Origin of the sequence: Homoserinimonas aerilata, from assembly GCF_006716125.1 — a bacterium.
In the GTDB taxonomy this organism is placed as follows: Bacteria; Actinomycetota; Actinomycetes; order Actinomycetales; family Microbacteriaceae; genus Homoserinimonas; species Homoserinimonas aerilata.
In genome coordinates this window covers 115527-142130 of sequence record NZ_VFOM01000002.1, presented here as the reverse complement: position 1 = coordinate 142130, position 26604 = coordinate 115527, and the positions used below count along the sequence as shown (strand labels likewise).

At 65.0% G+C, this 26604-nt stretch carries 25 protein-coding genes; 10 read left to right on the top strand and 15 right to left on the bottom strand.

Annotation, left to right across the window (positions count from 1 at the left end):
- The 9 genes from FB562_RS10835 (at position 1) to FB562_RS10795 (ending at position 11215) form a co-directional block, all read left to right on the top strand.
- Positions 1 to 753, top strand: coding sequence for an IPT/TIG domain-containing protein (locus FB562_RS10835; RefSeq protein ID WP_141881321.1), 753 nt, complete (start codon positions 1 to 3; stop codon positions 751 to 753).
- A gap of 21 nt (positions 754 to 774) precedes the next feature.
- Positions 775 to 1335, top strand: coding sequence for a hypothetical protein (locus tag FB562_RS10830; RefSeq protein ID WP_141881320.1), 561 nt, complete (start codon positions 775 to 777; stop codon positions 1333 to 1335).
- Positions 1336 to 1533: 198 nt separating this feature from the next.
- Positions 1534 to 4506 (top strand): phage tail tape measure protein, encoded by a 2973-nt coding sequence (locus FB562_RS10825; RefSeq protein WP_141881319.1) that lies wholly within the window; start codon positions 1534 to 1536, stop codon positions 4504 to 4506.
- The gene (locus FB562_RS10820) at positions 4499 to 5296 is read left to right on the top strand and encodes a hypothetical protein (RefSeq protein WP_141881318.1); all 798 of its coding nucleotides are present in this window, start codon (positions 4499 to 4501) and stop codon (positions 5294 to 5296) included. Before FB562_RS10825 ends, FB562_RS10820 begins: the two co-directional genes overlap by 8 nt.
- A 70-nt stretch (positions 5297 to 5366) precedes the next feature.
- Entirely contained in the window at positions 5367 to 8684 is a 3318-nt protein-coding gene (locus FB562_RS10815; protein ID WP_141881317.1) for a phage tail protein, read from the top strand.
- A 157-nt stretch (positions 8685 to 8841) separates the two neighbouring features.
- On the top strand, positions 8842 to 9678 hold the full coding sequence (locus tag FB562_RS10810; RefSeq protein ID WP_141881316.1) for a M23 family metallopeptidase: 837 nt from the start codon (positions 8842 to 8844) through the stop codon (positions 9676 to 9678).
- Between the two features lie 27 nt (positions 9679 to 9705).
- Positions 9706 to 10023 (top strand): hypothetical protein, encoded by a 318-nt coding sequence (locus tag FB562_RS10805; protein WP_141881315.1) that lies wholly within the window; start codon positions 9706 to 9708, stop codon positions 10021 to 10023.
- A gap of 9 nt (positions 10024 to 10032) precedes the next feature.
- Entirely contained in the window at positions 10033 to 10344 is a 312-nt protein-coding gene (locus tag FB562_RS10800; protein WP_141881314.1) for a hypothetical protein, read from the top strand.
- Between the two features lie 118 nt (positions 10345 to 10462).
- Entirely contained in the window at positions 10463 to 11215 is a 753-nt protein-coding gene (locus tag FB562_RS10795) for an SOS response-associated peptidase (RefSeq protein WP_342777297.1), read from the top strand.
- Here FB562_RS10795 and FB562_RS10790 read toward each other — a convergent pair.
- Complete coding sequence (locus tag FB562_RS10790; RefSeq protein ID WP_141881312.1) at positions 11172 to 11525, bottom strand: hypothetical protein; 354 nt, start codon at positions 11523 to 11525, stop codon at positions 11172 to 11174. The genes FB562_RS10795 and FB562_RS10790 overlap by 44 nt on opposite strands.
- A 109-nt stretch (positions 11526 to 11634) precedes the next feature.
- Here FB562_RS10790 and FB562_RS10785 point away from each other — a divergent pair, with 109 nt between their 5' ends.
- The gene (locus FB562_RS10785) at positions 11635 to 12363 is read left to right on the top strand and encodes a DUF3800 domain-containing protein (protein WP_141881311.1); all 729 of its coding nucleotides are present in this window, start codon (positions 11635 to 11637) and stop codon (positions 12361 to 12363) included.
- A 139-nt stretch (positions 12364 to 12502) separates the two neighbouring features.
- Here FB562_RS10785 and FB562_RS13635 read toward each other — a convergent pair whose 3' ends face one another.
- From FB562_RS13635 to FB562_RS10715, 14 genes are all read right to left on the bottom strand, one after another.
- On the bottom strand, positions 12503 to 12667 hold the full coding sequence (locus tag FB562_RS13635; protein ID WP_185740543.1) for a hypothetical protein: 165 nt from the start codon (positions 12665 to 12667) through the stop codon (positions 12503 to 12505).
- Between the two features lie 126 nt (positions 12668 to 12793).
- Positions 12794 to 12994 (bottom strand): hypothetical protein, encoded by a 201-nt coding sequence (locus FB562_RS10780; RefSeq protein WP_141881310.1) that lies wholly within the window; start codon positions 12992 to 12994, stop codon positions 12794 to 12796.
- On the bottom strand, positions 12976 to 13488 hold the full coding sequence (locus FB562_RS10775; RefSeq protein WP_141881309.1) for a hypothetical protein: 513 nt from the start codon (positions 13486 to 13488) through the stop codon (positions 12976 to 12978). The genes FB562_RS10780 and FB562_RS10775 overlap by 19 nt, the downstream gene beginning before the upstream one ends.
- 259 nt (positions 13489 to 13747) lie before the next feature.
- Complete coding sequence (locus FB562_RS10765) at positions 13748 to 15166, bottom strand: amidase (RefSeq protein WP_221625408.1); 1419 nt, start codon at positions 15164 to 15166, stop codon at positions 13748 to 13750.
- A gap of 47 nt (positions 15167 to 15213) precedes the next feature.
- Positions 15214 to 15903: an ABC transporter ATP-binding protein gene (locus tag FB562_RS10760; RefSeq protein ID WP_141881307.1), complete on the bottom strand. Its 690-nt coding sequence runs from the start codon at positions 15901 to 15903 to the stop codon at positions 15214 to 15216.
- Positions 15903 to 17615 carry a branched-chain amino acid ABC transporter ATP-binding protein/permease gene (locus FB562_RS10755; RefSeq protein WP_185740541.1) on the bottom strand — a complete coding sequence of 571 codons (1713 nt, stop codon included), beginning with the start codon at positions 17613 to 17615 and terminating at the stop codon, positions 15903 to 15905. Before FB562_RS10755 ends, FB562_RS10760 begins: the two co-directional genes overlap by 1 nt.
- Positions 17615 to 18844, bottom strand: coding sequence for an ABC transporter substrate-binding protein (locus FB562_RS10750; protein WP_141881305.1), 1230 nt, complete (start codon positions 18842 to 18844; stop codon positions 17615 to 17617). The genes FB562_RS10755 and FB562_RS10750 overlap by 1 nt, the downstream gene beginning before the upstream one ends.
- The gene (locus FB562_RS10745) at positions 18805 to 19695 is read right to left on the bottom strand and encodes a branched-chain amino acid ABC transporter permease (protein WP_141881304.1); all 891 of its coding nucleotides are present in this window, start codon (positions 19693 to 19695) and stop codon (positions 18805 to 18807) included. Before FB562_RS10745 ends, FB562_RS10750 begins: the two co-directional genes overlap by 40 nt.
- Positions 19696 to 19857: 162 nt before the next feature.
- Entirely contained in the window at positions 19858 to 20466 is a 609-nt protein-coding gene (locus FB562_RS10740; protein WP_185740540.1) for a TetR/AcrR family transcriptional regulator, read from the bottom strand.
- Positions 20467 to 20583: 117 nt separating this feature from the next.
- Positions 20584 to 22851, bottom strand: coding sequence for an exo-beta-d-1,3/1,6-glucosidase (locus FB562_RS10735; RefSeq protein WP_141881302.1), 2268 nt, complete (start codon positions 22849 to 22851; stop codon positions 20584 to 20586).
- Positions 22848 to 23897: an ABC transporter permease gene (locus tag FB562_RS10730; RefSeq protein ID WP_141881301.1), complete on the bottom strand. Its 1050-nt coding sequence runs from the start codon at positions 23895 to 23897 to the stop codon at positions 22848 to 22850. The genes FB562_RS10735 and FB562_RS10730 overlap by 4 nt, the downstream gene beginning before the upstream one ends.
- A 1-nt stretch (position 23898) precedes the next feature.
- Positions 23899 to 24894: an ABC transporter permease gene (locus FB562_RS10725; protein ID WP_141881300.1), complete on the bottom strand. Its 996-nt coding sequence runs from the start codon at positions 24892 to 24894 to the stop codon at positions 23899 to 23901.
- On the bottom strand, positions 24891 to 25703 hold the full coding sequence (locus FB562_RS10720) for an ABC transporter ATP-binding protein (RefSeq protein WP_141881299.1): 813 nt from the start codon (positions 25701 to 25703) through the stop codon (positions 24891 to 24893). The genes FB562_RS10725 and FB562_RS10720 overlap by 4 nt, the downstream gene beginning before the upstream one ends.
- Positions 25700 to 26524 carry an ABC transporter ATP-binding protein gene (locus FB562_RS10715; RefSeq protein ID WP_141881298.1) on the bottom strand — a complete coding sequence of 275 codons (825 nt, stop codon included), beginning with the start codon at positions 26522 to 26524 and terminating at the stop codon, positions 25700 to 25702. Before FB562_RS10715 ends, FB562_RS10720 begins: the two co-directional genes overlap by 4 nt.
- Positions 26525 to 26604: the final 80 nt, after the last annotated feature.

Genomic DNA, 26604 nt, shown 5'->3' with positions numbered 1-26604 from the left:
ATGGCTGACCAGACCCTCTATGACACGACCACGCCCAGCGTCGGATCGGTCGCGCTCGCGCACCAGAAGATCCTGCGCATGAAGCTTGCCGGCGCGTTCATCAACTGCACCGGCGACATCAACAACCTCGCCGGCAACCCGGCCCCGATCATCGTTCAGCGGGAGGTGTACGGGACGAAGGGCCGCACGTCGCAGGACATCATCGGCTACAACTTCGCCCCCACCTTCTCTGTTGAGGGTGTCCGCGACCCGATCACGAAGAAGATCGTCGCCGCCCAGGCATGGGTCATCGACCTCCTCAACGCCGCCTACTCCGAGGGAGAGCTGAACAAGCGCGAGTTCCAGTGGTTCGACGCGCTCGACGAGGATCTCCCCGCATTCGAGGGCAAGTTCTCCGTCGCCGTCGCTGACCTGAACACCGGCTACGCCGACAAGGGCGGGTGGACATTCACCCTCACCAACGACGGCGTTGTGGAGCGGATCGTCTCTCCCATTGCCGGCGCCGGCATCCCGATCATCGAGTCCGTCGGCCCCGCCGGGCAGACGGTCGGCGATCAGGTCGTCATCCGCGGCTACGGCTTCACCGGTACGACGGCCGTCACTATCGACACGATCACGGTCGCCGAATATGTGGTCGTCGACGCGAACACCATCGTCGCCGTCATCCCCGCTGCGGTCGCCGGTCCCGCTCCGGTCATCGTCACCAACGCCGGGGGCGCGTCGACCGCGTTCAACTACACGGCCGCGGCCTAACCGAGGGAGGGCAGGGACTCCATGGTTACCGCAATCGAGGTTGGGCGCGATCTGCACCTGACCATCGGGGAGGTCGCACCGTTCATCGTGCGACCTCTCCCCGCACGCATCGGCGAGCAGATCACCTCCACGTATCTCGAGGCCGCGGTCGGCGTCGCAGAGCCAGAGGCAATGACGGACGCGTTCCGCATGGCCATCGACGGCGGAGTGAAAGATCCTGAGACAGGACTGTTCGTGCCGCTCGCCGAGACGGAGCAGCACAACTACAACCGCATTCAGGAAGAACTCCGCACCTCCGAAGCCGAGTCGATCCTGCTCCCCGCGTTCCTCTGGCAGACCGTCCTCGGCCTGACTGGCGTGAACGCATTCATCGAGGGCGGTGAAGGCGTCGCCGGCGGGGTAAAAGCCCTCTGGGCGCTGACCGCACGTTTGGGGATCTCTCCCTCGCGGACATCGCCCAGTTCGGCATTGGACGACCTGATTCGGCTACAGGCCGCTACCCCGAGTACGTCTTCCCTCCCGGATGGCGTGAAGCCCGGGAAGCAGCCGCGAGACAGGCTGCCGAAGCAGAACAAGAGCTGACCGCGGCGGGCGCGTCTGACATTTGGACGGTCGCACTCCCGCAGCTCTACGGCGAAGTCGAACTCGACCTTGCCCAACACCATCTGATCTCTGATCTCGACCGCGCCCTCGACACGAGGACGTGGCATTTCGTGCGCTCCGCCGTGACTCGGCTTATGGACATCGACGCCTCATGGCTCCGAAGGACGGTGGTGGCTGATGTTCGACGCCGGAGCGATCGTATTCAGCATCAAGGCCGCGGGAGCGCAAGTCTTCCGTCAGGAGCTGAACCAGGCCGATAAGGCTGTAAAGGAGCTCGAGGCGTCGCAGAAGGCCGCGGCGAAGCAGACCGGGGAGCTCGGCGCCAAGCAGGACAAGACCGCCGCGTCGTCGAAGAGTCTCGCGCAGGCACAGGCGGATGCGGCGAAGAAGGCTGCTGAGTATTCGGCGGCGCAGGCGACCGTCGGGAGGACTCTCGTCACGGCCGGCGCGGCGGTTGTCGCGGTCACCGCTCTAACAGTGAAGTCGGCAATCCAGTGGGAGTCCGCCTGGGCGGGCGTCACAAAGACCGTCGACGGCACCGCGGAGGAGCTCGCCGGCGTGCAGTCCGGTCTGCGCGACCTCACCGGGGTGCTCCCGGCCTCGCATGACGAGATCGCGGCCGTCGCAGAGGCCGCCGGGCAGCTCGGCGTGCAGACGAAGAACGTCGTCGCGTTCACCCGCACGATGATCGACCTCGGCGAGACCACGAACCTCTCCGCGAACGACGCAGCTACAGCCCTCGCCCGGTTCATGAACGTCATGGGTACGGCGCAGGACAAGACCTCCAACCTCGGATCATCCGTGGTGGCGCTCGGCAACAACTACGCCACCACGGAGGCGGAGATCGTCAACATGGCGACCCGCCTCTCCGGTGCTGCCCGCCAGGTCGGCCTCACCGAGGGCGAGACCATGGGTCTCGCCGCGGCGCTCTCTTCAGTGGGTATTGAGGCGGAGGCCGGTGGCTCGGCCGTCTCGAAGGTGATGATCGACATCGCCGCGTCCGTCGACAAAGGCGGCGGCCGTGTCGTGCAGTTCGCGAAGATCGCCGGCATGTCCGCCGACGACTTCACCAAGAAGTGGAAGACGGATCCGGGCGCTGCTCTCGCAGCGTTCGTGAAGGGACTCGCGGACGCGGAGAAGCAAGGCGGCTCCACCCTCGGGATGCTCGAGTCGTTGGGCATCACCGAAACGCGAATGCGTGACGCCCTGCTGCGCTCGGCTGCGGCGTCTGACCAGTTCACGGCGGCTATGGGGCTCGGCAACGAAGCGTTCGAGGAGAACAACGCGCTACAGGCTGAGGCAGCGAAGCGGTACGAGACCGTCGAGTCGAAGATCGCGATCATGAACAACCGCATCAACGATGCCGCGATCAACCTCGGCTCGGTGTTCCTGCCTGTCGTCGCGGACACAGTCGGTGGCATCGCTGACCTGGCTGATGGTGTGGCGTCTCTCCCGCAGCCGCTGCAGGAGCTCCTTGTCGTCGGCGCGTTCGCGGTCGGGCTCATCGCTCTCATCGGCGGTACGGCTCTCATCGCCGTGCCGAAGATCGTCGAGTTCCGGGGCGCGCTGGCGCTACTCACCGCCCAGTCGCCGAACACTACGGCAGCGCTCAAGGGCACCGCATCATTCCTGTCGGGTCCGTGGGGCATCGCCATTTTGGCGGCCATGATCGGCGTGAAGCTGCTCTCCGATCACCTCGATTCGTTGCAGGCATCCGCTGAGGATGTCGAGGCGTCATTCAAGGGCGCCAAGACCGCCGCCGACGTGTTCGCGACGGTCGCTCAGGGCAAGGACGCGAAGTACTGGCTACAGTGGTCGACCGATGTAAAGGATCAGCTGTCTGACTTGCCTGCTGTTCTGCAGGCGGCCGCTGACCAGTCGGACAACCTGTTCGCCCGCTTCGACTCCACACACTTCGGCGCCTTCGAGGCACTCAAGGATGCTGGGGTGACCCTCGCCACGCTGGCAGAGTCGAATCTGCCTGACGCGCAGAAGGGGTTCAACCTCCTCGCGAAGGAGACCGACGGGTCCGAGAAGCAGCTGTGGCGACTCCTCTCCACGATGCCCGCCTACCGGGATGCGCTCGAGACTCAGGCGCTCGCGCTCGGTCTCATCACGTCGGAGACGACGGAGGCAGAACGGAAGACTGCCATGCTCGAGCTTGCGCAAGGCAAGGGCGAGAAGCAGTCGAAGTCAGCGGCCCGCGCCTACATCGACGCAGCCGACGGCGCCGACACGCTGCGGAAGGATCTCGATCAGCTCATCGGCACGATGAACAAGGCGAACGAGGTCGGGCAAGACGCCGTAACCGCGAACATCGACTACCTCGACACCCTCGCCGAGGTCGATGAGCAGATCAAGAAAGCCCGCAAAGGTCAAGAAGGCTACGCACTCACTCTCGATGAGACCGAGCAGGCCGGCCGCGACAACATGGGCATGCTCGTCGACCTGGCGAAGGATGCATGGGATGCAGCCGAAGCACAGCACACCCTCGACGGAAACACCGAGGCGTACCGGCAGCGGCTCGTGGACTCGCGGCAGGCGCTCCTGGAGCGCATCGCTGACCTCGGCGTAACGGGCGAGGCAGCTGAGGCGATCGCCGACAAGATCCTCAAGATTCCGTCCGAGACGGAGTGGAAGATCATCGCCGAGACGGCGAGTGCACAGCAAGAAATTGAACGCTTCCTCGCCTACAACGCGAGCCGAAAGGTACGAATCGCTGTCGGCACCTCAGGCGGCATCACCCAGGCAGACGGCGGAGTGGTGGACTACTTCGCGAACGGCGGTGTGCGATCCGGCGCAGAGCATCATGTCGCGCAAATCGCTGCAGCTGGCTCTTACCGGGTCTGGGCCGAACCAGAAACCGGCGGCGAGGCCTACATTCCTTTGGCGCCGTCGAAGCGGAGCCGGTCTGATGCGGTCATGGCGGAGACAGCGGCGCGCCTCGGCGGAATCTACATTCCCGCAGGCGCAGTGGCTTTCGCCAACGGTGGGATCGCGGCGGACGACAACACTAGTCAGCACCGTATCCAGCCAGCGTCATCGTCCAGCACAACGCTCGAGGTCAATATTCACCACCCCGTTTCTCGTGATCCTGTCAACGATCTGCGTGAGGCGGCCGAAATGCTGATTGCGAGCGGGTATGTATAGCGTCAACGGCATTCCGCTGGATAACCCCACCTACGGATGGAAGTTTCGGGGACCGTCGAAGCCGATCAGCGAGATTATCCGTGAAGTTCTGGCGCTGCGTGTGCCGGGACGGGACGGGGTGCAAACGTTGCCGGGGACGACCGCCCCGGTGACACTGCGGCTGATGGTGCAAACACCGAAAGCCAATCTCGAAACTCTCTACTCCTTGCTCCTGTCGCCGCAGCCGACGCTGTCGGTGGCCGCCGCTCCGTCTCGGACGGTGGAGTTCGAGTTCTTGTCGTCCTCCTATGAGGGGTATGGAGCCGGCGAGAGCATCATCGATCTGACTGTTTTGATCCGCCTCAACGGGGTGTATTGGCGTAGTGCAGCTGAAGTGATCTCGCCGGTGGTGACGATCGCCAATCCGACCCAATTCGTGGATGTCCTGTCAGGGATGTCAGCGCCCGTCGATGATGCGCTGATCTGGTTGGGTGGTCCGTTCGGGTCACGGTTCGAGATCACCGATTCGTCCGGCGCGTGGTTCTCCTGTGAAGCAGCCGGCGGGAACACCGGCGGGGTGCTGTTCAACTCGTCAACCGGGCAAGCTTTCCAGACGACCGCAGCCTCCCCCTGGGTTCCCCTCGATGAGCTCACCCCGTGGGTGGACCGTTCCCCGGGCCCGGGGTTCCGCATCGCCCCGTATCTGATCGGCGGGAACCCGTCTACTCGTGTTGGCCGGTTGCGGGTTGTCACGACCTCACAGACCGGCATCACATTCCGCACGCGAGCGAGAGGGGCATACGTTGTCTGATTTTGTTGCCCAGTTCCCGTACGACATCCGTGTGCGGATGGTGGACTACACGGAGCATCTGGGATGGGCTGTGGGCCGTATCCTCACCCTGCAGACGATCGATTTCACTGCCCCGCACTCGGCAACCCCCGTGCTGATCGTGAAGGCGTCGCGCGAGGTAGAGCCGGACCTGCCCGGCTTCCAAGTTGTGGATGTGGAGATCTACGACGGCGACAAATGGGTGCGGCAGGTCAAGAACGGCCGCTTCGTGTTGTCTCGCGATGACACTGATGATGCGGACCCGGCGGGGATCATCACCTACCGGGGCGTGAGTATCGCCGACTGGCTGCTGCAGCGCGCCCGCGTGCAGTGGTCAATGTCCGCAGCGGAAGGGGAACGCACCTGGCGTGCAGCGACCCCGGGACGCATCCTCATGTCGCTGATGAATGAGGCGCAGGCGCGCGGCTGGGGCACATGGTTCTACCAGGGGTTCTCGGCCACCCATGACGGTGACGGGGTGCCGTGGGCGACGACCGACCTCGAACGCACGTACCGGTTGGGCATCCCCTACTCACAGGTTCTGGACGGGCTGATTCAGGATGGTGTGGTCGAGTACGCCACCGACGGTTTCGAGGTCGGCTTCCATCACTCACTAAAGCTGTACAACCCGGGCACCGGTATCGACCGGACCGTGGATCGCAGATCTGTGTCCCCTCCCGGGCGTGGTGCGGTGGTGTCGATGGCATCAGTGCCGGTGGCGCAGGCCCCGGTGAAACGCTCCATCGATGACATCCGCACTCGGGTGACGGTGCAGGGCGAGGGGGATCTGCGGGTCACGGTCGAAGATTTTGTGGGCACCGATCTGGCCCATTTCGGGCAGCTCGAGTCGTGGGTTGCTGCGGGTGGGGTGGATAAGCCTGCGGATGCGACGAAGATCGGTGAGCATTCGCTGGCGGAGAACACGGTCGCGAAAACGGAGATGTCGTTCACCTATGACGCGAACGCTGTTCCCGCGCATTTGTGGCCGTGGCGCGGGTTCGAGCCGGGCGATTGGATTCTGAACCGTTCCGGGCAGAAGGTTCGCGTTTTCGAGGTGATGCTCTCCAAGGGGGAGGACTCTCAAATTCGGGTGACTGTTCTGGTCGGGGACCGGTTTTCGGCGTTGCTGCCGTCGCTGGCGAAGACGCAGTCGAATGCGCGGATCGGTGCCGGGTCGGGCGGTTCTGGTGTGGTGCCGTCACCGAATGATGCACGTATCCCGGTCGCGCCCACCGGCCTATCTCTCTCGAATGAGGGGTATTGGGATACGGATGGTGCCGCCCGCGGGTCGGTGACGATCACGTGGGATGAAGTGACGATGGCCACCCAAGGCACCATGATTGTCATTGACCAGTACGAGCTGTGGTCGCGGGAGTCTCTGACGGAACCGTGGACGCGCATGACGGCGGCCGTCGATCGGGTGGTGCACTGGTTCCCGCTGGAACCGGCCACGATGTTCTACGTGCGTGCGCGCGCCCATTCCAAGGGTGGTGTGTGGGGCGAATGGTCCGGCCCGCAGGGTGTGATGGTCGCCAATCCGACGGATCTGCCGTGGCCTCCCACGACTGCGGTGGTCACTCAGGACATGGGCGCCGTATCCGTGGCGTGGGACGGCCTGCTGGATTCGGATGTGGGCCCGGTGGCTCCGCCGAAGCAGCACAAGCACGTCATCACGGAACAGTCTGACTCTGAGACGGGCACGTATCTGCCGGTTGGGCAGCAGTTGGTGTCGGCCGGATCGGTGCAGGTCACCGGTATTGGGCATGCGGTGACGGTGTGGTTTAGGCAGCGGTCGGTGGATCGTGTCGGGAACATTTCTGACCCGTCCTCCCCTGTGTCGATCACGGTCGAGTGGGACGGTGACCGTCTGGGGCAGATGGCTCAGGATGTCATCGATGCGGTGGAGGCGGCGGAGACTGCTGTCACGTCCGCGAACGGCAAGAACAGGGTCGTCTGGTCGCTGGATCCTGCATCCGGGACAACCGATTTCATCGACGGCGACACGTGGTTTCAGCGGGACTCATCGACGGTCATCGGCCAGTGGGAGTTCGTCTCGGGCGTGTGGGAGGCCCGCACCATCAACCACCAGGTGCTGGCGTCTATCGACCTCGGCAAGGCCACAGTGGGCCAGCTGGACGGTACCTACATCAAGGCGAACACGATCACGACGCAAGCTCTCGCGGTGGGCGACTTTGAGAACTACGTCCACGACCCGGAACTGTCCAACCCTCCCGGGGCGTGGATTCAAGAGTACGAGCCCGCCCAATCGTTGATCTGGACACCGAACTCGACCGTGGGCCTTGCGTGGCGACTGAACGCCAACGGGCAGACCGTCCGCGTCCGAAACTCCCACAAATTTACGGCCGTCCCCGGCGAAAAGTTTCAGATCGACGGCACCGGATGGTCGAACGCTACAACCGCAACCTCGTTTCTCATCGGCGCTTTCTTCTACGACGCAGCGGGCACCTCTCTCTCCTCTCCGAATTTCGCGGTGCCCAATACCGGCGTGCTCACTCCGTTCAGCATTGAAGCCACCGCGCCAGCCAATTCTGCGTACGGCACCCTGTTCATCCAGATGCAGACAAGCGCCACGTCAGGGCTCGGATATTTGCTCCACGACATGAGCGTCCGCCGGAAAACGACCGGGCAGCTGATTGTCGATGGTGCCATTGACGGGAAAACCATCACGGGTGCTGTGGTGCGTACGGCCGCATCAGGGCAGCGCGTGCAGTTGGACTCGACCGGACTCAAAGGGTTCAACGCCGCCGGGACCGCACAGACCACGATCGGCACGAACGGTTTGCTGACCGCCATCGGGGCGACCATTGAGTCCGCCGTGTCAGGACAGCGCGTGGTCCTGTCTGGTGCCGGACTCACTATCTACGACCCGAGCGGCCTTGCGGGCACCATTCGCGGATTCAATGATGGCGCAGGCGCGCCGAAACGGTGGGTGTCAATCGGCAACAACGCCGATGCGCAGATGATCAAGGTCGGAGACTTTGACGGCCCCGACAGTGCATGGTCTGGCCTGAATGCGGGAGAGTACCGCGTCCAGGCAGACACAATGCGCAGCCCCCAGTACCAGAACCTAAACGGAGGCCGGTCGGCACCGTATGCGATGGCCGCAGGTTTCGGCAGTCAGCTGTTCTCTGCGGCGACGCAGAACTTCACGATCACCCTCCCCGCAGGCAGGTTCACCAACTCGGCCATGGTGTCTGTCATGGGGCGCGCCACCAACCAAGGCGTGTCTTTCAACGCTGCCGCTGGCGCCACGTCGATCAGCGTTTTCGGCTTCAACGGTGCCGACGGACTGACGGTGCCCTACCAGTGGATTGCCGTGCAAATGACCCCAACGTCAGGACCAGGATGATGACCGAAATAGATGAACCGCCCATGGCGGAGTATGACGTGACCTGCACCACAGACGGGTGCGAAAACGCAGGCATCACCATTCGGGTTCCCGCGGCCGCAGAAAACCCGACGGTGGTCTGCGGCCCGTGTGGGATTGTCCTCGATGCGGTGGCTCCGTGAGCGCCCTCTACCGTCCCACCGTCTCGGATGCGATCGCAACGGGTGGCGGCTACATGCAGGATCGCGGCCGGTTCCATTCGCCGCGGTTCCATCAGGGCATAGACGACCCGGTTGCCGTGGGCACCGCCGTGTACGCCTCCGGTGCTGGCACCGTCAAGCGCACCGGGAATACCGGCAACAGCTCCGGCTACGGACGCTACGTCGAGATCTCCTACGTGGTGGGCCGGGACGTCATCGATGTGCTCTGTGCTCACCTGTCGGCGCTGCACGTCAGTCGAGGGCAGTCGGTGGACGTCCTCACCGAGGTTGCGGACTCCGGTGGGGCCCGTGGCTCTGACGGGGCGGGCGCTTCTGGTGGCCCGCACGTACACATCGAAGTCCGTGTCAACGGAACCCTTGTCAACCCCGGCGCCTACCTCTACTCTCGCTCCACCCTGGCCGGAGGCACCATCCTGCCCATCCCTTCACAGAACAGGACCACCCACATGTACCGCGTCTATGACACCGCCCCCACCGGAGCCGCCTACCTCGCTGGCCCCGGCGCTCTCGTCCACATCCTCGCCCCCTCCGACGACGCAATTCTCCAGCGTCTCCTCTCCGGCGAAACCGCCTTCACCCTCGCCGAGCTCAAGCGCATCACGTACTACTGCGACGCCTTCGAGAAGTCCGGTTCCCTCGCCGTCTCGGACATCGATGTGAAGAGCCTCGCCGCCGAGCTGGCGCGCATCGATCCGGAGCTGACGGCGGCCGAGATCGCGGCCCGTGTGCAGGCGATCCTCGCTGACGACTTCGCGCGGATCCCCGGCGCGGTGCGCGCGGCCATCATCAAGTAACCCTCCCAGTCTCGGGAGGGAGACCCTATGCCGGAATGGCTCATCACATCACTCATCGGCCTGGCGATCGCAGTCGTCGGATCGGGCGGCGTCTGGCTCGGCGCGATCTCGTCGGGGCGGGCCGTCAAAAAGTCCGGCGAAAACAGCCTCATCGACCAGCTGCAGGAGGAGCTCTCCACCTACCGTAATGACGCCGGTCGCCGGGCTACAGCCCAGGACGAACGGCTCAACCGCCTCGAGAAGCACAATGACGGATACCGAGCGCATATCCACGATCTCCGCTCCCACATCTGGGACGGCAAGCAACCACCCCCGCCGGAATGGCCGGCGGACCTACCCCGCTAGGAGCAACACATGGAAGCAATCGCAATCCCCGCCATCCCGGCAGCGCTCACGCTGCTCCTCAACTTCTTCGCCCCCTACGCGACGGCGCTCGTAGTCGACCCGCGATGGTCGGCCGGGCAGAAGAAGATCGTCGCGATCGCCGTGTCGATCGTCCTCGCTGCGCTGGTCATCCTCTTCGCGCTGTGGATGGGATGGGTGCTGCCGGCATGGCCGGTGCTCATCCTGATCGGCATCCTCGTGTCGCAGGCGTCTTATGACCTGGTGACGAAGCGCACCGCCGACCAGCTGGCAGTGACGGCCGGCACGGGCAGTTCACAGTGAGCGGCCCGGAGTACGAGGTCCCGGTCGACCCCGCTGACGCGCTCGAGGAATCGACCGCCTGCTGCCAGTAGTTGCGCTTTCCCCAAAGCCGAAACAATGCCCCGCCCCTCATCTTCGGATGGGAGGCGGGGCTCTTTCGTCGTATCCCGATGCGGTGCAGGATAGGGGCATGTGCGGACGCTTCGCGATGAACAAGGAAACGAACGAGCTCATCGAGGAGTTCGTCGCGGCCGGCGGAGACTGGCGCGACTGGCGACCCGGCTGGAACATCAAGCCGACGCAGGAGATCCCGATCGTCGTCGAGTCGACTAAGACCGGCGAGCTGGTGCGACGCCTCGAGCCGGCCCGGTGGTCACTGGTGCCGTCGTGGTCGAAGACTCTCAAGCTGAAGTTTCCGACGTTCAATGCGCGCAGCGAGGGCATCGCGGAGAAGGCGACATGGCGCGGCCCGCTCAAATCTCACCGGTGTCTGGTGCCGATGACCGGCTACTACGAATGGCGCACCGACCCGGATGGCACGAAGACCCCGCACTTCATTCACCTGCCCGGGGAGACGCTCGCGATGGCAGGCCTGTACTCGTGGTGGCCAGATCCTGCTCTGCCGCAGGATGACCCGGCACGCTGGAATCTGACGGCGACGATCCTCACCGCCGATGCCGTCGACGAGCTGATCGGCATCCACGACCGCAACCCCGTGCCGCTGCCGCGTGACTGGTGGGATGACTGGCTCAACCCCGAACTTGAGGGCGACCAGTCGTTTGTCGATGCCGCGGTGCAGGCGGCCCTGCCGGTCGCACAGTCGCTGGAGTTCTACGAGGTCGCACCGCTCAGAGGCGACGGGCCGGAGCTTCTGGAACCCGTCCGGAGTTGACCGCGCCCGGCCACCCGTGCAGCGCCACGAATCGCCTGTGCGCGGCCTCGCACGATCCTTTCAGGGTGCGGTAATAGCCGATCAGCTGACGCTCTGACGCTTCCTGCGCCCACGACGTCACCCGGTATCCGACCTCGTCCCCGCGACGGATGATTCGGATGACCCCGTAGCACTGCTCGGTGCTGTCGATCATGTACCAAAGCCCGGGCTCTACCTCTCGTGCAGCTAGCAGCGGATGCCACTTCGACGGCGGGTACACGGATTGGCGGCGTTCCATGGTGGTGATCGCGTCCTGCGGGGTGTGACGCACTGGGGCTCCTCTCATTGGGGAGCAGCCCGGCCGCTGCGAAACATGATCTTACGCGGTGACCCCGACACTGGGGGTTGGGAGCGGGTAATAGACACGCGAGGGTGGGTGGGTGCTTCATGCCTACATTGATGAGTCCGGCGAACGCGGCCACGGGAATCTAGCTTCCGATCACTTCGTTCTCTCCGCCTCAGTCGTCCGAGACTCGAACTTCGACAACATCGAGGTAACCCTCGCCAGCCTGCGCACGGATCTAAATAGAGCGGCAGGTTCATACGTTGCGTGGAAGAACATCCGGTCGCATTCCCAGCGCTTGCACATTGCAAGAACTCTGGGCAGACAGGGCTGGATGAAAGTCGTCTCGGTAGTCGCATGCAAGCGCCACCTATTCGTTGGCCAACTCAACGAAAGCCAGATGTATCTCTACCAGCTCCGATTCTTGCTTGAACGCCTGTCGTGGATGGGACGCAAGCATCGGGAAGTCGTCAGCTACACGGTCGCGCACATAATCAGATTCAAGCTATCTGATCTGAGGGAATACGAAACGAAGTTGCGAGGGATGCCAACAGAGATCGATTGGCGGTGGCTCGATCCCGCAGGCGGAACTATCGACCAACCTCAACGACTCGAGCCACTGCAACTCGCTGACCTCGTCGCCTCCGCCACTGGAGCAGCATTCAATGCTGACTCCTTCGGAAATGTTGAGACACGGTATCTCATTGAGTTAGGGCCGCGACTCTACCGACAATCGCCGGACAGCGCCGTCACTTCGTATGGATTGAAAATGCACCCGTGGACGGGAACGACAAAGGCCGCATATCCATGGATAGCGACCTTGTAGTGCGTGTCGGCCGGCGAACCCTTTCGGGGGCAACTTGACAGCTGCTGACGACCACCCACGCATGCTCAGGTTAACAGACCCCACCGTCATTCACCAGCATTGACTGTCATTCACCACCACCCGCTTTCGCGGGGGTCGGTCAGTCATACCGGATGGCGAGCATCCGCCATCCCTGCGGTACGAGCCCCTGCAGCGCCACCTTCGCCGCCCCATAGTCGGCACCATCCGCGCTGATCTCGGCCGTCTCCGCCCGTCCTGTGGCTCGTCCGTCACGGATGGGGGAGATGATCGCGGTGAGGGTCATGAGCCTATTCTCGTGCAGGCAGATCCCGGATCTCAGCTTCGGCCTCACGCAGGCGTTTCAGCAACTCCATGCCCGCGACCACATCAGGGTCGTCGTCGCGCAGCTCGTCGGTGTCGACCATGCCAACTACGGCCGACTGAGTCGCGTGAACATCGCGCCGCCGCCGAACGCCAGGAAGATCACACCGACGATAGTGAGCGCTCCGATGTCGACAAGGAGACCGCCTATCGTCATCAGGCCGCCGATGACGAGTCCGGCGACCATGATCAGCCAGAGGAGGTCGTCGCGGCCCTTGTCGCGCTGCATGTTCACAGGTAGGGGCTCCACTTATTCAGACTGGATTCGAGCTGCGAGTAGAGCATGTTCCTCCCGGCGAGTTCGCTGTTGCATTCATCGGTTTCGACCGGTCGCGATGCCTCACCGCAGATGGTCTTGAGGTCACCCCTACCTATCTCGCGCAGAACCGTGCTGGTGTCTGTAACGAGGCTCTGCAGCGATTCGGGCACGTTCAATGCCTCCCAGTCGCGTAGGACCAACTGCGCTGTAATCCCAATCGTCTTCTCCTGCATGAAGCACACGTCGCCGTGAATTTCCTCAGCGATAGTGCTACCGCCGAGAACCCAGAGAAATCTGCACTCCGTTGACTCCTCGATCACCTCGCGCCACTTCGGTTCGTACTCCGCAATGACAGAGGCCACCTGATTCTCAGTTGCGTACTCCACCACCGTGGGCTCTGGTCCGCGCGAGCTCTCAGGCTCAGGTTCACTTGCGCATCCGGCAAGAATGAGGACCGCAGCGACGATCACGAAGGCGCGTTTCATGCTCAGAGACTAGCGGGGACATACGACTCGCACGACCCCACGAATGCGGGGAAATCCATCATCTACTCGTGGTTTTCGCGGACTACATGGGTCTACTCATGTCTACTTGGGCTATGCGCTGACAGGGAAGGGATGCCCGAGTAAGTCCCAGTAATCGGTATCGGAGAACTTCAGCTTCCCAAGCTGATAGCGCGGGTTCGATTCCCGTCATCCGCTCCAGCTCATATGAGTTCTTGTGACAGCGGTATCTTCGCGCGACCTACCGCGGGTCGATCGGCGTCGACACGGATGCCCGCGATTCGATCTCGCGGCCGGCCGCGAGGAGGGTGTCCTCACGGAAGCGCCGTCCGACAAGCTGCACGCTGGTCGGCAGGCCATTGACGACGGTGACCGGCACCGAGAGCGCCGGCACCGAGAGGGCGGCGACCGACATCATGGGCCACTGCGCCTTGACGAGTTGCTCCATGCGGTCGACGCCGCGCACATCCGCATCGATCTCGAACGTCTGCTCGGCTGAAATGGGAAGCACAAGGATCGGGTACTGCTGCAGAACGAGCTGCAGTTCGCGCACGAGTGCTGCGCGCTGCGCATAGCCGCCCACATAGTCGCTCAACTCGAAGCCCGACACGATGCGGTGCATCGCCGCGAACTGGTTGTCGGCGGACTTGCGGATGGCGGCATCGCCGTACTGCTCGATGAGCTTGCCGAGCCCCTCGAACTCGACGCCCTGCACCACCTGCCACCACAGGAGCCAGGCATCCGCGAAGAGGCTGAGGTCGACCTCCTCGACGAGGTATCCGGCATCCGTGAGCGAGGCGACGGCCTGCGAGATCGCGATGTCGACCGCCGGGTTCAGGTCAACGACTCCCACGGAGCGCACGACACCCACGCGGATGGGCCCGTCGAGCGGCTCGCCCTGCAGCGGTACAGGAACGGCGAACGGGTCCTTCGGGTGCCACCTGGCCATCGCCGAGAAGGCGAGCGCCACATCGTCGACCGAGCGCGCGAGCGGGCCCTGCACCTGCATGTGCTGCGTACCGAGCAGGGGGGCACCGAGGCGCGGCGTCGGCCAGTCCGGCACACGGCCGGGCGTCGGACGGAGACCGACAACGCCACAGCTGGCCGCGGGATAGCGGATGGAGCCGCCGATATCGTTACCGTGCGCGATGAAGCCCATGCCGGATGCCACGGCCGCCGCCGCACCACCGCTAGAACCACCGGGCGTGCGCGAGGCGTCCCACGGGTTCAGCGTGCGCCCGTGGAGGTCATTGTCGGTGAACCAGCGGATCGAGAAGGATGGGGTGTTGGAGCGGCCGACGAAGACGGCACCCGCGTCGCGCAGGTTCTCGATCGCGGGGTGGTCTTCGGTGACGACGTCGTTCGCGAACTCCGGCACGGAGTTGGTGGTGGCGTGGCCCGCGATGTCCGTGTTGATCTTCGTCGTCACGGGGAGGCCATGGAGTGGGCCGAGGGGCTCGCCCGCGCGCTGACGAAGATCCGCGGCATCCGCCATCTCGAGCGCTTCTGCCCCAGATACCTCGACGATCGCGTTGATGTGGGGGTTCACGTCGCCGATGCGTGACAGCACGGACTCGGTCGCCTCGCGTGACGTGATGCTGCCCGAGCGGATGGCCTCCGCAGTTCGGGTCGCCGTCCAGCTCCAGATTTCGTCAGTCAATTCTTGCCTTTCAGTGGTGGCGCTCGCGGCGCCGAGGGTGGGGTCTGTCAGCTCACTACGAGGAGCTCGGTGACGGCGGCAGGGTCGGTGCGTAGCTCGTCGGCGGAACGATCGAGTACCAGGCGCCCCTTGACCATGCCGATGATGCGGTCGGCGTACGCCAGCGGGTATCGCGGGCTCTGCTCGACGAAGAGCACGCCGACCCCTGTGGAGGCGACCACACGCAGGGCCTCAAGGGTCGCCTGCGCGAGAGACGGCTGCAGCCCCTGGGAGAGCTCATCGATGGCGATGAACCTCTGCCCGGCCAGGATCGCCCTGGCGATACCGACCTGCTGTTTCTGACCGCCGGACAACTGGCCGGCAGGCTGCTCGGCCCGCTCGACGAGGAGGGGGAAGAGCTCCTTGACATCCACCGGCGGGTGATAGCCCCTGCGTGTCGCCAGGCGCAGGTTCTCCTCGATCGTGAGCGTGGCGAATACACCGCGATCGTCGGGGAGGAGCGTCATGCCGTGCCGAGCGGGCACCTCAGCACGCCCGGCCGGCAGCTCCACGCCATCGATCGACATCCGGCCGCTCTGCCGGTCACACAGACCGAACATGGCGCGCAGCAGCGTGGTCTTGCCGACGCCGTTGCGGCCGAGAAGTGCCGTCACCGTGCCCGCCTCGAACGTGATCGTCACGTCGTCGACGACGGTCGTCTTCGCGTACCCCGCGCGGAGGTTCTCGATCTCCAGCATCACACCGCTCCCAGATATGCCGTACGCACGTCGTCATGCGCGGCGACCTCGTCCATGGTGCCGACCGTCAACACGCGGCCATTGGCGAGCACGACGACGCGGTCGGCGAGCTCGCGCACGATGTCCATGTCGTGCTCGACGACAAGGAGCGTGCATCCGAGCTGCGCGTTGATGCGCCGCATGAGCGAGGCCAGCTGCAGCGAGTCCTCATGCGACAGACCAGCCGCGGGCTCGTCGAGCAGAACCACCTCCGGGCCCCAGGCGATCGCCATCGCCAGCTCGAGCGACCGTTGATCCGCGAGGGAGAGATCACTCGCGAGCACGTCGTCCATGGCAGAGAAGCGGTCAAGCTCCTCAGGCAGGTCGACGGCGCGGAACGCCTCGGCACGCGCGAACGCCATGTTCTGCCCGGGAGTGAGATCCGGGTAGAGGCTGGGCACCTGAAAGAGACGGCCGAGCCCGAGGCGTGCCCGCCGGTGTGGGGCCCAGCGAGTGACGTCGCCGCCCAACACCTCGATACGACCCGAGGTGACCGCGAGGTCTCCGGCGATCAGATTGAGGAGTGTCGTCTTGCCTGCGCCGTTGGGGCCGATCAGGCACACGATCTCGCCGCGCGCCACCGTAAGGTCGACACCATTGATGATCGGCACGGAGCCGAACGATTTCTGCACGTCGGTGATGCGGATCGCATCCGCACTCTTGTGCGCAATGTGGCCGGGGACATCCGGAGCTTCCTTCGCACCGATGACAGCACCCTGCGATGCAGCGCGCCCGACATCGCGACGCAGGAACCTCGACAGGATGCCCACGAGGCCCGTTGGAGCAAACTTCACGACCAGGATGAAGACGACACCGAGCACCAGCAGGTACCAGGCGCCGATCGCATCGCCGAGGTACTGCTGGCCGATCGTGACGACGCCGGCACCGAAGAAGACGCCGAAGATGGTGCCCTTACCACCGACGGCGACCCACACGAGCACCTGGGTCGACATGACGATCCCCAGCACTCCAGGTGAGACGAGACCCATGACGGGGGCGGCGATCGCACCCGCTGCCGTCGCCACGAGGGCGCTCAGCACGAATGCGGTCAACTTGGTGCGCATGGGGCTCACACCCAGATGCTCCGTGCGGTGCTCGTTGAGGCGCACGGCGAGGGCCCGTCGGCCGAAGCGGCCGCGCAGCAGCAGCAACCAGATGGCCACGACGATCACGAAGACGAGGATGCCCGTGACATAGAAGTTCGTCACGGCGCCAGAAGAGGGCACGAAGATGCCGTTGCTGCCGTTCGTGAGCCCCAGCCACGAGCGCGCACCCTGCTCTGCGAGGAGGGTGAGCGCAAGGGTGATGACCGCCATCGTCGATGCCAGCGCTTTAGGGCCCACCCCGATACGGCCCACCACGAGTGCGACAAGCGCTGAGATGATGAGGGCGGCGAGAGCCCCGACGATCTGGGGAACATCATTGTGCCCCGCGATCGCGACGCCGTAGGCCCCGATTCCGAAGAAGGCCGCGTGCCCGATGCTCACGACACCTGCGCGACCCCAGGAAAGATCGAGGCCGAACGCGAAGAGTCCGTAGGCGAGCGCGAGTGTCAGCAGCGCGAGCGGGTAACTCGGCAGCACGAATGGTGCCGCCGCAATCGTGACGACCGCGGCCGAGAGCGCCACCCAGTGACGGGTGGCGACCCTCGGCTCAGGCCGCGATGGAAGCATCACGCGCATTGCGGGGTGATTCCCTCAAGGTCGGCGGCAAATGTCTCAACGGGCGTATAGGCGCCGCCCTCTCCGATCTCGAAGCGAGCCGTCTCGGTCATGAAGAAACGGTCATCCGAGAACGATCCGTTGCCGAAGACACCGTCGGAGACCTCGACCTCGGCGAGCGCCTTGACGATCTCGGCGCCATCCGTCGAGCCGGCTTTTTCAACCGCGGCAGCGATCATGAGCATGCCCTCATAGGCATTGGCAGCGACCGACGGGATCGGGTCGTTGAAGTTGTACGTCGAGCGGAATGCCTCGACGAACTCGCGGTTGGCATCGTTGTCGAGCTGGTCGGAATAGCGGCCGACGAGGCTCAGCCCATGGGTGCGCTCGGTGAGGCCGGGGTAGAAATCCGCGATGAGACTCACACCGGTGAAGCCCATGCTGTCGAGAACGCCGGCCTGGTCTGCCTGTGTCACGAGAGCCGTGGCATCCGAACCGACCACAGCGGTGAGCACCCAGTCCGGCGAGGCCGCATTGATCTTCGAGATCACCGGCTGCCAATCCGCCGTGCCGAGGGGCGAGTACTCCTCGAGCACAACGCTGGCGCCGAGATCCTCGAGAAGGGTCCGGGCATCCTCGAAATAGCCGCGCGGGAACGCATAGTCGTTGCCGATGAGGGCGACGGATGTGCCGTGGCCGGCGATCATCTGCGGCAACAGTCCGTTGAGCAGCGAGGCGTTGGGTTCGCCGAAGGGGAAGAAGTACTCACCGCAAATTCCCGCGTTACCGAGGATCGCCGAGGAGAAGGGCACCTTCGCCGACTCCGCCACCTGAGCGACGGCGGCCGTCGTGTCACCGGGAACAGTGCCGAAGATGTAGTCGACCTCGTCCTGGTTGATGAGGCGCTGTGCCAGCTGGGTGGACTTGGCGGCATCCGCCTGGTCGTCGACCATCACGAACTCGACGGGCTGGCCGAGCACGCCGCCCTCGTCGTTGATCTTTGCGATCGCGAGCTCGAAGCCTCGCTGCATCGCGGTGGCCTCCTGCACAACGGGGCCCGTCAACGGGGCGATGAGGCCCACCTTGAACGCACCGTTCGTGCCCTCATCGCCACCACCTCCGATTGCGCCACCCGAACACGCCGCTAGGGACGCGGTCAGGGCGAACGCGGCGACGATGCCGGTTGTGCGCCGTAGCGAGATCATGCCGCGACCTGCGCGGACTGAGTGCGTGGTTTCCATTGGACCTTCCTCCAATCAATGCCGTTCGGACGAACGGCAACCAGAACGATGAGCAGTGAGAAGAGCACGACCTGAGCGAGGGTCTCGTTCAGGTAGGTGCGAAGCACTGTGCTCAGCAGGGCAACGATGAACGCGCCGAACACGGCGCCGGGGAGCGAGCCGGCCCGGCCCAGCAGTACGGCGAAGAATGCGGGGGCGAGGAATGCCGCACCGACCGTGGGAGTCACTCCCAACAGGGGGCTCTGCAGGGCGCCCGCGAGTACCGCGAGGGTGGCACCGACCGCGAATGTGCCCGTGATGATGAGGCGGGGCGGGATGCCCAACACGGACGCCATGGCGCGGTTGTCGACCGTCGCGCGCACCACGAGGCCGAGCTTGGTGCGATAGGTCACGAGGAGCACCGCCGCGACGATGAGCAGGGCGGCAACCGCGATCACAAGACGGTAGACGGGATAGCTCACGCCGAGGATCTCGATGTTCTGCTGGATGGGCGCCTGGACCGATGCCGGTGTCGAACCGAAGATCGCGTTGGCGCCTTCTCGCAGCACGATGCTGACGCCCCACATCGCGAGAAGTGTCGCGAGGAACCCTCGCTCATACAGGGTCGAGAGGACCAACCGCTCGATGATGACTCCGAGCACAAGACCGATGAGCACGGCGAGCACCAGCCGCAGGAGAAAGGGGACATCCGCGAGTGCGAACATCACGAACGCGCCGACCATGACGAGTTCACCGTGGGCGACATTGACGACGCCGAGCTGGCCGAAGATGAGCCCCATGCCGACCGCGAGCAGCGCATAGAACCCGAAGAGGGTGAACACCGAGAGAGTGAGCGAGACGATGGATTCCATGGTCAGGCCACCCCGCCGAAGCCTCTGGGGGAGGCGACTCGTGGACGTTCGTAGCGACAGTGCATCAGGCCATGCTGGGGGCCCGGACCCGGCTACTCAATCAAGTGAGAATAAGACGACCCGAAGTTCTCACTTGTCTGCCGTCTCGTTCACTGCGGCACTTCATTTGGCCCGCAGATACAACTCCCGCACGATCTGATCAGGGTCGACCTGCGGTGTCGCGATTCCCGCGACGAGCAGTGTGAGCATCTGCAGTCGACGACTCGATTCACGGATGGCGCCGGCCATCTCGATCGCGTCGTGCGGATGCGCGGTGCGGCGGATCTCTCCGCGCTCCTGCCCGTTGACCCACAGCTGCGCGAAGATGGGGTCGAACTGGTCGCGCAGGGGGCCGATACCCGTGGGGTCATGGCCGACCCGCAGCCCGAGTGCGTGGATGAACTCGGCATCCGACGTCGTCATTCGCGTGTACATGTCGATGATTCCGACGACGCGGCGGATGCCGTGCCCCTCCTGCTCCGTCGACGAATTCGTCTGCGCCGCATGACGCATCTGCGACCAGCGGTGCACCGAGACCCCGTCGAGCAGGTCCTTCTTTCCTTCGAAGTGGCGGTAGAGCGTGGCGGTTCCGACGCCGGCGGAATCAGCGATCTCGCGGATGCTCACCGCTGCACCCTTCACTGCGACGAGATCGCGCACCGCCCTGACTATGGCGACGCGATTCTGGCGGGCATCGATACGGCTCGCGGCATCCGGGGTGTGGACAACCATTACGCCTCCTCGCGATGCAGTTGAGCACATGTTACCCAGTGATCCTGACTACGGCGAGCTCTCAGACCGGTCAGTGGGACCGGAATGCCCGCCTCGCACACGACGAAGCCCGGGCTACTACCCCCCACACACCTCGAAGGGCGCCGCGAGCAGCACCTCGTCACGGGATGAGGGGCCGACGAGCACCTCGAAGCGGCCCTGCTCGACGATGCGCTGCTCGGCAGCATCGACGATGGTGCACTCCGCGACCGGCAGCTCGAATCGCACGCGGGCCGACTCGCCGGGGGCCAGCTCGACCTGTCGATAGGCCTTGAGCTCCTTGTCGGCCCAGCTCACCGACGTCACGTCATCCCTCACGTACAGCTGCACGGTCTCGAGCACGGGGCGCGTTCCCGTATTGCGTACGGTGACGTGAGCGGTGATGGTTCCGGATGCCTCGAGCACGGCATCCTCGACCGTCAGACCTTCATATTCCACCGTCGTGTAGCTGCGACCTTCACCGAAGGCCCAGGCCGGAGACTGCGTCAGGTCGGAGTAGCGATTGCCGTGCTGCCCGCGGATCTGGTTGTAGTACGTCGGCTGCTGCCCTGCATGTCTCGCGAAGGAGATCGGCAGGCGACCGGACGGCTCGACGAGGCCAGCGAGGATCTCGGCGAGCGCCAGGCCGCCCTGCATCCCCGGGTTCGCGACCCAGACCACGGCGGCGGCGCGGGCGACGGATGCTGGCAGCACGAGCGGCTTCGACGCGAGCAGCACCACGATCACCGGCGTGCCGGTGGCGATCACGGCGTCGAGCAGGGCGTTCTGCCCGCCGATGAGTTCGAGGGTCGCCGTCGAGCGCCCCTCGCCGAAGAGCCCGACGCAGTCGCCGACGACCGCCACGACAACATCCGCCGCCTCTGCCGCGGCGACGGCCTCTGCGATGAGGGTCGCATCGGGTGCGCACGGGGTGACCTGGGGTGGGCGCGGCTGCCCGTCGGGGAAGGTCGCCCCGGCGGGGTCGGGTTCCAGGGTGACGATGTCCGCGCCACGGGCGTGAGTGACGTTCCAGCTGTCGGGCGCGACCGCCCTCATGCCGTCGAGCACGGTCGTGATCATCTCGCGCGGCTGGCCGTCCATCCAGCCAGCCTGGCCGGAGCCGCCGGCCCAGTCGCCGAGCTGGTTCTGGGCGTCATCCGCCAGTGGCCCCACGACGGCGATCGAGGCCCGGCGCTCTGGTGACAACGGCAGCACGCCGTCGTTCTCGAGAAGCACGATCGACCGGCGGGCGACGGTGAGGTTCAGTGCGGTGTGCGCGGCGGCTCCGACTATCTCATCGAGGTCGGCGACCGGCAGCCGCGCGTCTTCGAACAGCCCGAGATCGAACTTGAGGGTGAGGATTCTCGCCACGGCGGCATCGACGGCGTCTTCGGCGAGGAGGCCCTGCCCGACCGCGTCGAGCGCTCCCTCGAAGAAGCCCGGTGTGGCCATGATCATGTCGTTGCCGGCGCGCACCGCGGCGGCGGCGGCGTGGGCGTAGTCGGGCTGCACGCGCTGTTCCCACACCATGCGTCCGACGTTGTCCCAGTCGGTGACGAGGGTTCCCGTGTAGCCCCACTCGCCGCGCAGCACTTCGCTGAGCAGCCAGCCGTTGGTGGTGATCGGCACGCCGTCCATGGTCTGGTAGCCGAGCATGAATGAACGGCACCCCTCCCGCGCCACCCGCTCGAACGGCGGCAGGAACCATGAGCGCAGCTTGCGGCGCGAGATGTCGGCCTCACTGGCATCCCTCCCGCCCTGCGTCTCGGAGTAGCCGGCGAAGTGCTTCGCGGTCGCAAGGATCGCGGTGGGGTCGTCGAGCCCGCCGCCCTGGTAGCCGCGCACCATCGCCGAGGCGAGCTCGCCGATCAGGAACGGGTCTTCGCCGAATGTCTCGTTCACGCGCCCCCAGCGCAGGTCGCGGGCGATACAGAGCACGGGCGAGAACGTCCAGTGCAGTCCCGTCGCGGCGACCTCGGTGGCGGTCACCCGCGCGACCTGCTCCATCAGTTGCGCGTCCCAGGATGCCGCCATGCCGAGCTGAGTCGGAAAGATGGTCGCCCCCGGCCAGAACGAGTGCCCGTGGATGCAGTCCTCCGCGATGAGCAGCGGGATGCCCAGGCGGGTCTGCCTGGCGAGCTCATTGGCCCGCAGGATGCGCTCCGGCGAGGTGTGAAGGATGGAGCCGACATGCCGACGCAGAATGTGATCATCAAGGTCGTCACGAGCATCCAGTTGCAGCATCTGTCCGACCTTCTCCTCGAGCGTCATCCGTCCGAGGAGGTCGGAGACACGGTCAGGCGTCGAGAGTGTGGGGTCGTGGAACGGAAGCGTCTTGGCAGTGATCACGGTGTTGGAGGGGTTCATCGTTTCTTGTTCTCTGTTGTGGTCGGGCGCACGGCGGTCACTGCGTCATTCACGTTGAGACCCTTCTTCTTCATCGCCCTCGCGCGCTCTCCGGCCGAGCGCAGGCGCGGGTTGACGTACTCATCGATGCCGAAGTTGACGAGCGAGAGGGCCACGCCGACGATGGCGATGCAGAGCCCTGCGGGCACGTACCACCACCAGTAGTTCGGGAACGCACCGTTCTGCTGCGCCCAGAACAGGATCGTGCCCCAGTTCAGGTTGCTGATCGGGATGACCCCGATGAAGGCGAGAGTCGTGAGCCCCAGCACCGCGGCGGTGACGGTGCCGACGAAGCTTGAGGCGATGATGGCCATGAGATTCGGGAGCATCTCGACGAAGATGATGCGGCGCAGTGGCTCACCGTTGGCCCTCGCCGCCTGGATGAAGTCGCGGTTGCGCAGCGACAGGGTCTGTGCGCGCAGCACCCGAGCGCCCCACGCCCATCCGGTGATCGCGAGCACTGCCGCGATGAGGATGAGCGGCGGATCCTCGAACTGCGACGCGACGATGATGATCAGCGGCAGCCCCGGCAGCACCAGGAACACGTTGGTCAGCGCCGACAGCGACTCGCTCCTCCAGCCGCGGGTGTACCCGGCGACCACACCCATGACCACGGCGATCGCGGTGCCGATGATGCCAGACAGGAATCCGACGATCAGCACACCGCGGGTGCCGTAGATGATCTGGCTGAGAACATCCTCGCCCATATGGGTCGTTCCGAGCAGATGCGCCAACGATGGCGCCTGACGGAGTGCCGTGTAGTCCTTCTCAAGGGGGCCGTAGGGGGCGATGACATCACTGAAGATGGCGATCAGCGCGAACACGCCGAGGATGATCAGGCCCGCCAGAGACTTCTTGTTGCGGAACATCGCAAACGAGCCGGCCAGCTGTGACCAGAACGTCTTCTCCTTCGGCGCCTTCGCGGTCGCCGGCGGCGCGGAGCGGACGCTCGCCGTTGCCGGGCTGCCCGCGCGACCCGGTTGGGTGACGGTGTCTGGGTTGCTCATGTCATGCCTCCGTCTGACGCGTGCGTGGGTCGAGGATCGCGTAGGCGATGTCGGCGATGATGTTCGCGCACAGCACCGCCATCGTGATGATGAGGAACAGCCCCTGCATGAGCGGGTAGTCCTTCGCCGTGGTCGCGTCGAGCAGCATCTTGCCCACGCCCGGGTAGGAGAACACCATCTCCATGACGATCGTGCCTCCGACGATGAACCCGATCGACAGCGCGAAGCTCGAGAGTTGCGGCAGCATCGCGTTGCGTGCGGCGTACCGCCACAGAACCCGACCGTTCGGCAGACCCTTGGCCTGGGCGACGGTGATGTAGTCCTCGTCGAGCACCGTGAGCATCATGTTGCGCATGCCGAGGATCCATCCACCGAGGGATGCGACGACGATCGTGATCGCAGGGAGGGCGCCATGTGCGACCACCTGGCCGATGAAGTCGAGCGTGAACTCGGGGCTGGACCCCTTGCCGTAGGCGTGCGACGCGGGGAACCAGCCGAGGATGCTCGAGAACACCGCGATCGCGATCAGGCCGAGCCAGAAGTACGGCACCGTGCTGAAGAACGTCGTGATCGGCACGATCACATCCGCCCTGCTGCCCCGCCGCCAGCCGATGATCGCACCGGTCGCCGTGCCGAGCGTGAACGACACGACCGTGGCGATACCCACGAGGCCGAGCGTCCACGGCAGCGCCGACGCGATGACGTCGCCGACGGGCGCGAGACCGTTCGAGAAGGAGCGACCGAGGTCGCCGTTCAGCAACAGCTGCCAGTACTCGAGGTACTGCTGGCCCAGCGATTTGTCCTTGTCCAGGCCGAAGAGGATGCGGAGAGCGTGCTCCGCCTCCGGGGTGATCCGCCCGGCCTGCTTCTGCATGTAGGCCGTGACCGGGTCGCCCTTCATCATGCGCGGGAGGAAGAAGTTGATCGTGATCGCGGCCCAGGCCGTGAACAGGTAGAAGACGACGCGGCTGGCGATGAATCGGAACGGGATCTTCATCGGGCTCCTCCTACCTGGCTGGGCGGTGTCGCCCCGAAGTGCTTCTCCGGGTCGGGGGAGGCCGACCGCAGCTCACGGGTGTACTCATGCTGCGGGTTGAGGATCACATCATCGGCCGATCCGTGCTCGACAACCCTGCCGTGGTGCAGCACCATGATCTCGTCGCTGAAGTGCCGCGCCGTGGCGAGGTCGTGCGTTATATAGAGGACACCGAGATCCTCCTCCCGCTGGAGGTCGGCGAGCAGATTCAGCACCCCAAGGCGGATGGACACATCCAGCATCGACACCGGCTCGTCGGCGACGAGGAGCGACGGCCTGGATGCGAGTGCCCGCGCGATGGCCACGCGCTGGCGTTGCCCTCCGGAGAGTTCATGCGGCCGACGGTCGATGACGGCATCCGCATCCAGTCGCACTCGCGCAAGCAGGCGCCGGACCTCCGCCTCGGTGTCGGCCTTCGGCACGACGTCATCCAGCCGCAGGGGGCGCTCGATGTGGTACCGGATCGAGTGGTACGGGTTGAGTGAGGCGAACGGATCCTGGAAGACCATGCGGAGCTTCTGGCGATAGCTGCGCAGGCCCCGACCGCGCCGGGGGATCGGCTTGCCGTCCAACATCACCTGCCCGCTGGTGGGCGTCTCCAGCTGCGTGAGTATCTTCGCGATCGTCGACTTTCCGCTGCCGGACTGCCCCACCAGGGCGATCGTCCGCCCGGAGCGCAGGGTGAAGCTGACATCGTCGAGCGCGAGCATCGACGGCGCGCCACGCACACGGTAGCGCTTGGAGACATTCATGAATTCCAGTGTCGTCATCGGACGAGGATTCCTCTCTCGCCGGTGAGCCGAGGGAACGAGGCCAACAGTGTCTTGGTGTAGTCATGCCGCGGACGCTCCCAGAGCTCGCGGGCGGTGGCGAGCTCGACGATCTCGCCCTCACGCATGACCGCGATTCGGTCACTGATCTCGAGCAGCAGCGGCAGGTCGTGCGTGATGAAGATCACCGAGAAGCCGAACTCGTGCCGCAGCTGCGAGATCTGGCGCAGGATCTCCCGCTGCACGAGCACATCGAGAGCCGTCGTGGGCTCATCCATCACCATCAGCTGGGGGCGCAGGGCGAGCGCCATCGCGATCATCACACGCTGGCGCATACCGCCGGAGAGCTCGTGCGGATAGGAGCGCATGCGCTCACGCCCGACAGCGACGATCTCCAACAGCTCCGCGCTCGCGGCACGCCGTTCGCGCCTGCTCAGGTCCGGGCGATGCACCTCGAAGACATCCTCGAGCTGGGCACCGATCGTCGCGACCGGGTTAAGCGCATTCATCGCCCCCTGGAAGACCATCGAGATCTTGTCCCACCGGAATCTGCGCATCTCCTCGGTGTCGAGCGAGTTGATGTCGACGTCGACGCCGCTCGCATCATGGAACGTCACGCTGCCGCCGGTGATCACAGCGGGCGCCCTGAGCAGGCGCTGCACGCCATAGGCGAGGGTCGTCTTGCCGCAACCACTCTCACCCGCGAGGCCGAGGATCTCGCCCCGCTGCAACTCGAGGGTCACATTCTTCACCGCCTCGACGGGCGGATCGACGTCGTACACCACCGAGAAGTCGCGCACGGTGAGGAGAGGCTCTGGCATGGATCTTTCTCTTTCGTGAAGGGCGGGCGCGAGGACGGGGCGGATGCTGATGGGCAGCATCCGCCCCGTCCGTGACTGAT

Bases quoted from the DNA above. Each gene is read 5' to 3' on its own strand.
- FB562_RS10825 (WP_141881319.1), top strand. From the start codon at position 1,534: ATGTTCGACGCCGGAGCGATCGTATTCAGCATCAAGGCCGCGGGAGCG.
- FB562_RS10775 (WP_141881309.1), bottom strand. From the start codon at position 13,488: ATGAAACGCGCCTTCGTGATCGTCGCTGCGGTCCTCATTCTTGCCGGA.
- FB562_RS10835 (WP_141881321.1), top strand. From the start codon at position 1: ATGGCTGACCAGACCCTCTATGACACGACCACGCCCAGCGTCGGATCG.
- FB562_RS10750 (WP_141881305.1), bottom strand. From the start codon at position 18,844: ATGGAAACCACGCACTCAGTCCGCGCAGGTCGCGGCATGATCTCGCTA.
- FB562_RS10755 (WP_185740541.1), bottom strand. From the start codon at position 17,615: ATGCTTCCATCGCGGCCTGAGCCGAGGGTCGCCACCCGTCACTGGGTG.
- FB562_RS13635 (WP_185740543.1), bottom strand. From the start codon at position 12,667: ATGACCCTCACCGCGATCATCTCCCCCATCCGTGACGGACGAGCCACA.
- FB562_RS10830 (WP_141881320.1), top strand. From the start codon at position 775: ATGGTTACCGCAATCGAGGTTGGGCGCGATCTGCACCTGACCATCGGG.
- FB562_RS10795 (WP_342777297.1), top strand. From the start codon at position 10,463: ATGGGAGGCGGGGCTCTTTCGTCGTATCCCGATGCGGTGCAGGATAGG.
- FB562_RS10715 (WP_141881298.1), bottom strand. From the start codon at position 26,524: ATGCCAGAGCCTCTCCTCACCGTGCGCGACTTCTCGGTGGTGTACGAC.
- FB562_RS10800 (WP_141881314.1), top strand. From the start codon at position 10,033: ATGGAAGCAATCGCAATCCCCGCCATCCCGGCAGCGCTCACGCTGCTC.
- FB562_RS10730 (WP_141881301.1), bottom strand. From the start codon at position 23,897: ATGAGCAACCCAGACACCGTCACCCAACCGGGTCGCGCGGGCAGCCCG.
- FB562_RS10720 (WP_141881299.1), bottom strand. From the start codon at position 25,703: ATGACGACACTGGAATTCATGAATGTCTCCAAGCGCTACCGTGTGCGT.
- FB562_RS10725 (WP_141881300.1), bottom strand. From the start codon at position 24,894: ATGAAGATCCCGTTCCGATTCATCGCCAGCCGCGTCGTCTTCTACCTG.
- FB562_RS10745 (WP_141881304.1), bottom strand. From the start codon at position 19,695: ATGGAATCCATCGTCTCGCTCACTCTCTCGGTGTTCACCCTCTTCGGG.
- FB562_RS10805 (WP_141881315.1), top strand. From the start codon at position 9,706: ATGCCGGAATGGCTCATCACATCACTCATCGGCCTGGCGATCGCAGTC.
- FB562_RS10735 (WP_141881302.1), bottom strand. From the start codon at position 22,851: ATGAACCCCTCCAACACCGTGATCACTGCCAAGACGCTTCCGTTCCAC.
- FB562_RS10760 (WP_141881307.1), bottom strand. From the start codon at position 15,903: ATGCTGGAGATCGAGAACCTCCGCGCGGGGTACGCGAAGACGACCGTC.
- FB562_RS10820 (WP_141881318.1), top strand. From the start codon at position 4,499: ATGTATAGCGTCAACGGCATTCCGCTGGATAACCCCACCTACGGATGG.
- FB562_RS10740 (WP_185740540.1), bottom strand. From the start codon at position 20,466: ATGGTTGTCCACACCCCGGATGCCGCGAGCCGTATCGATGCCCGCCAG.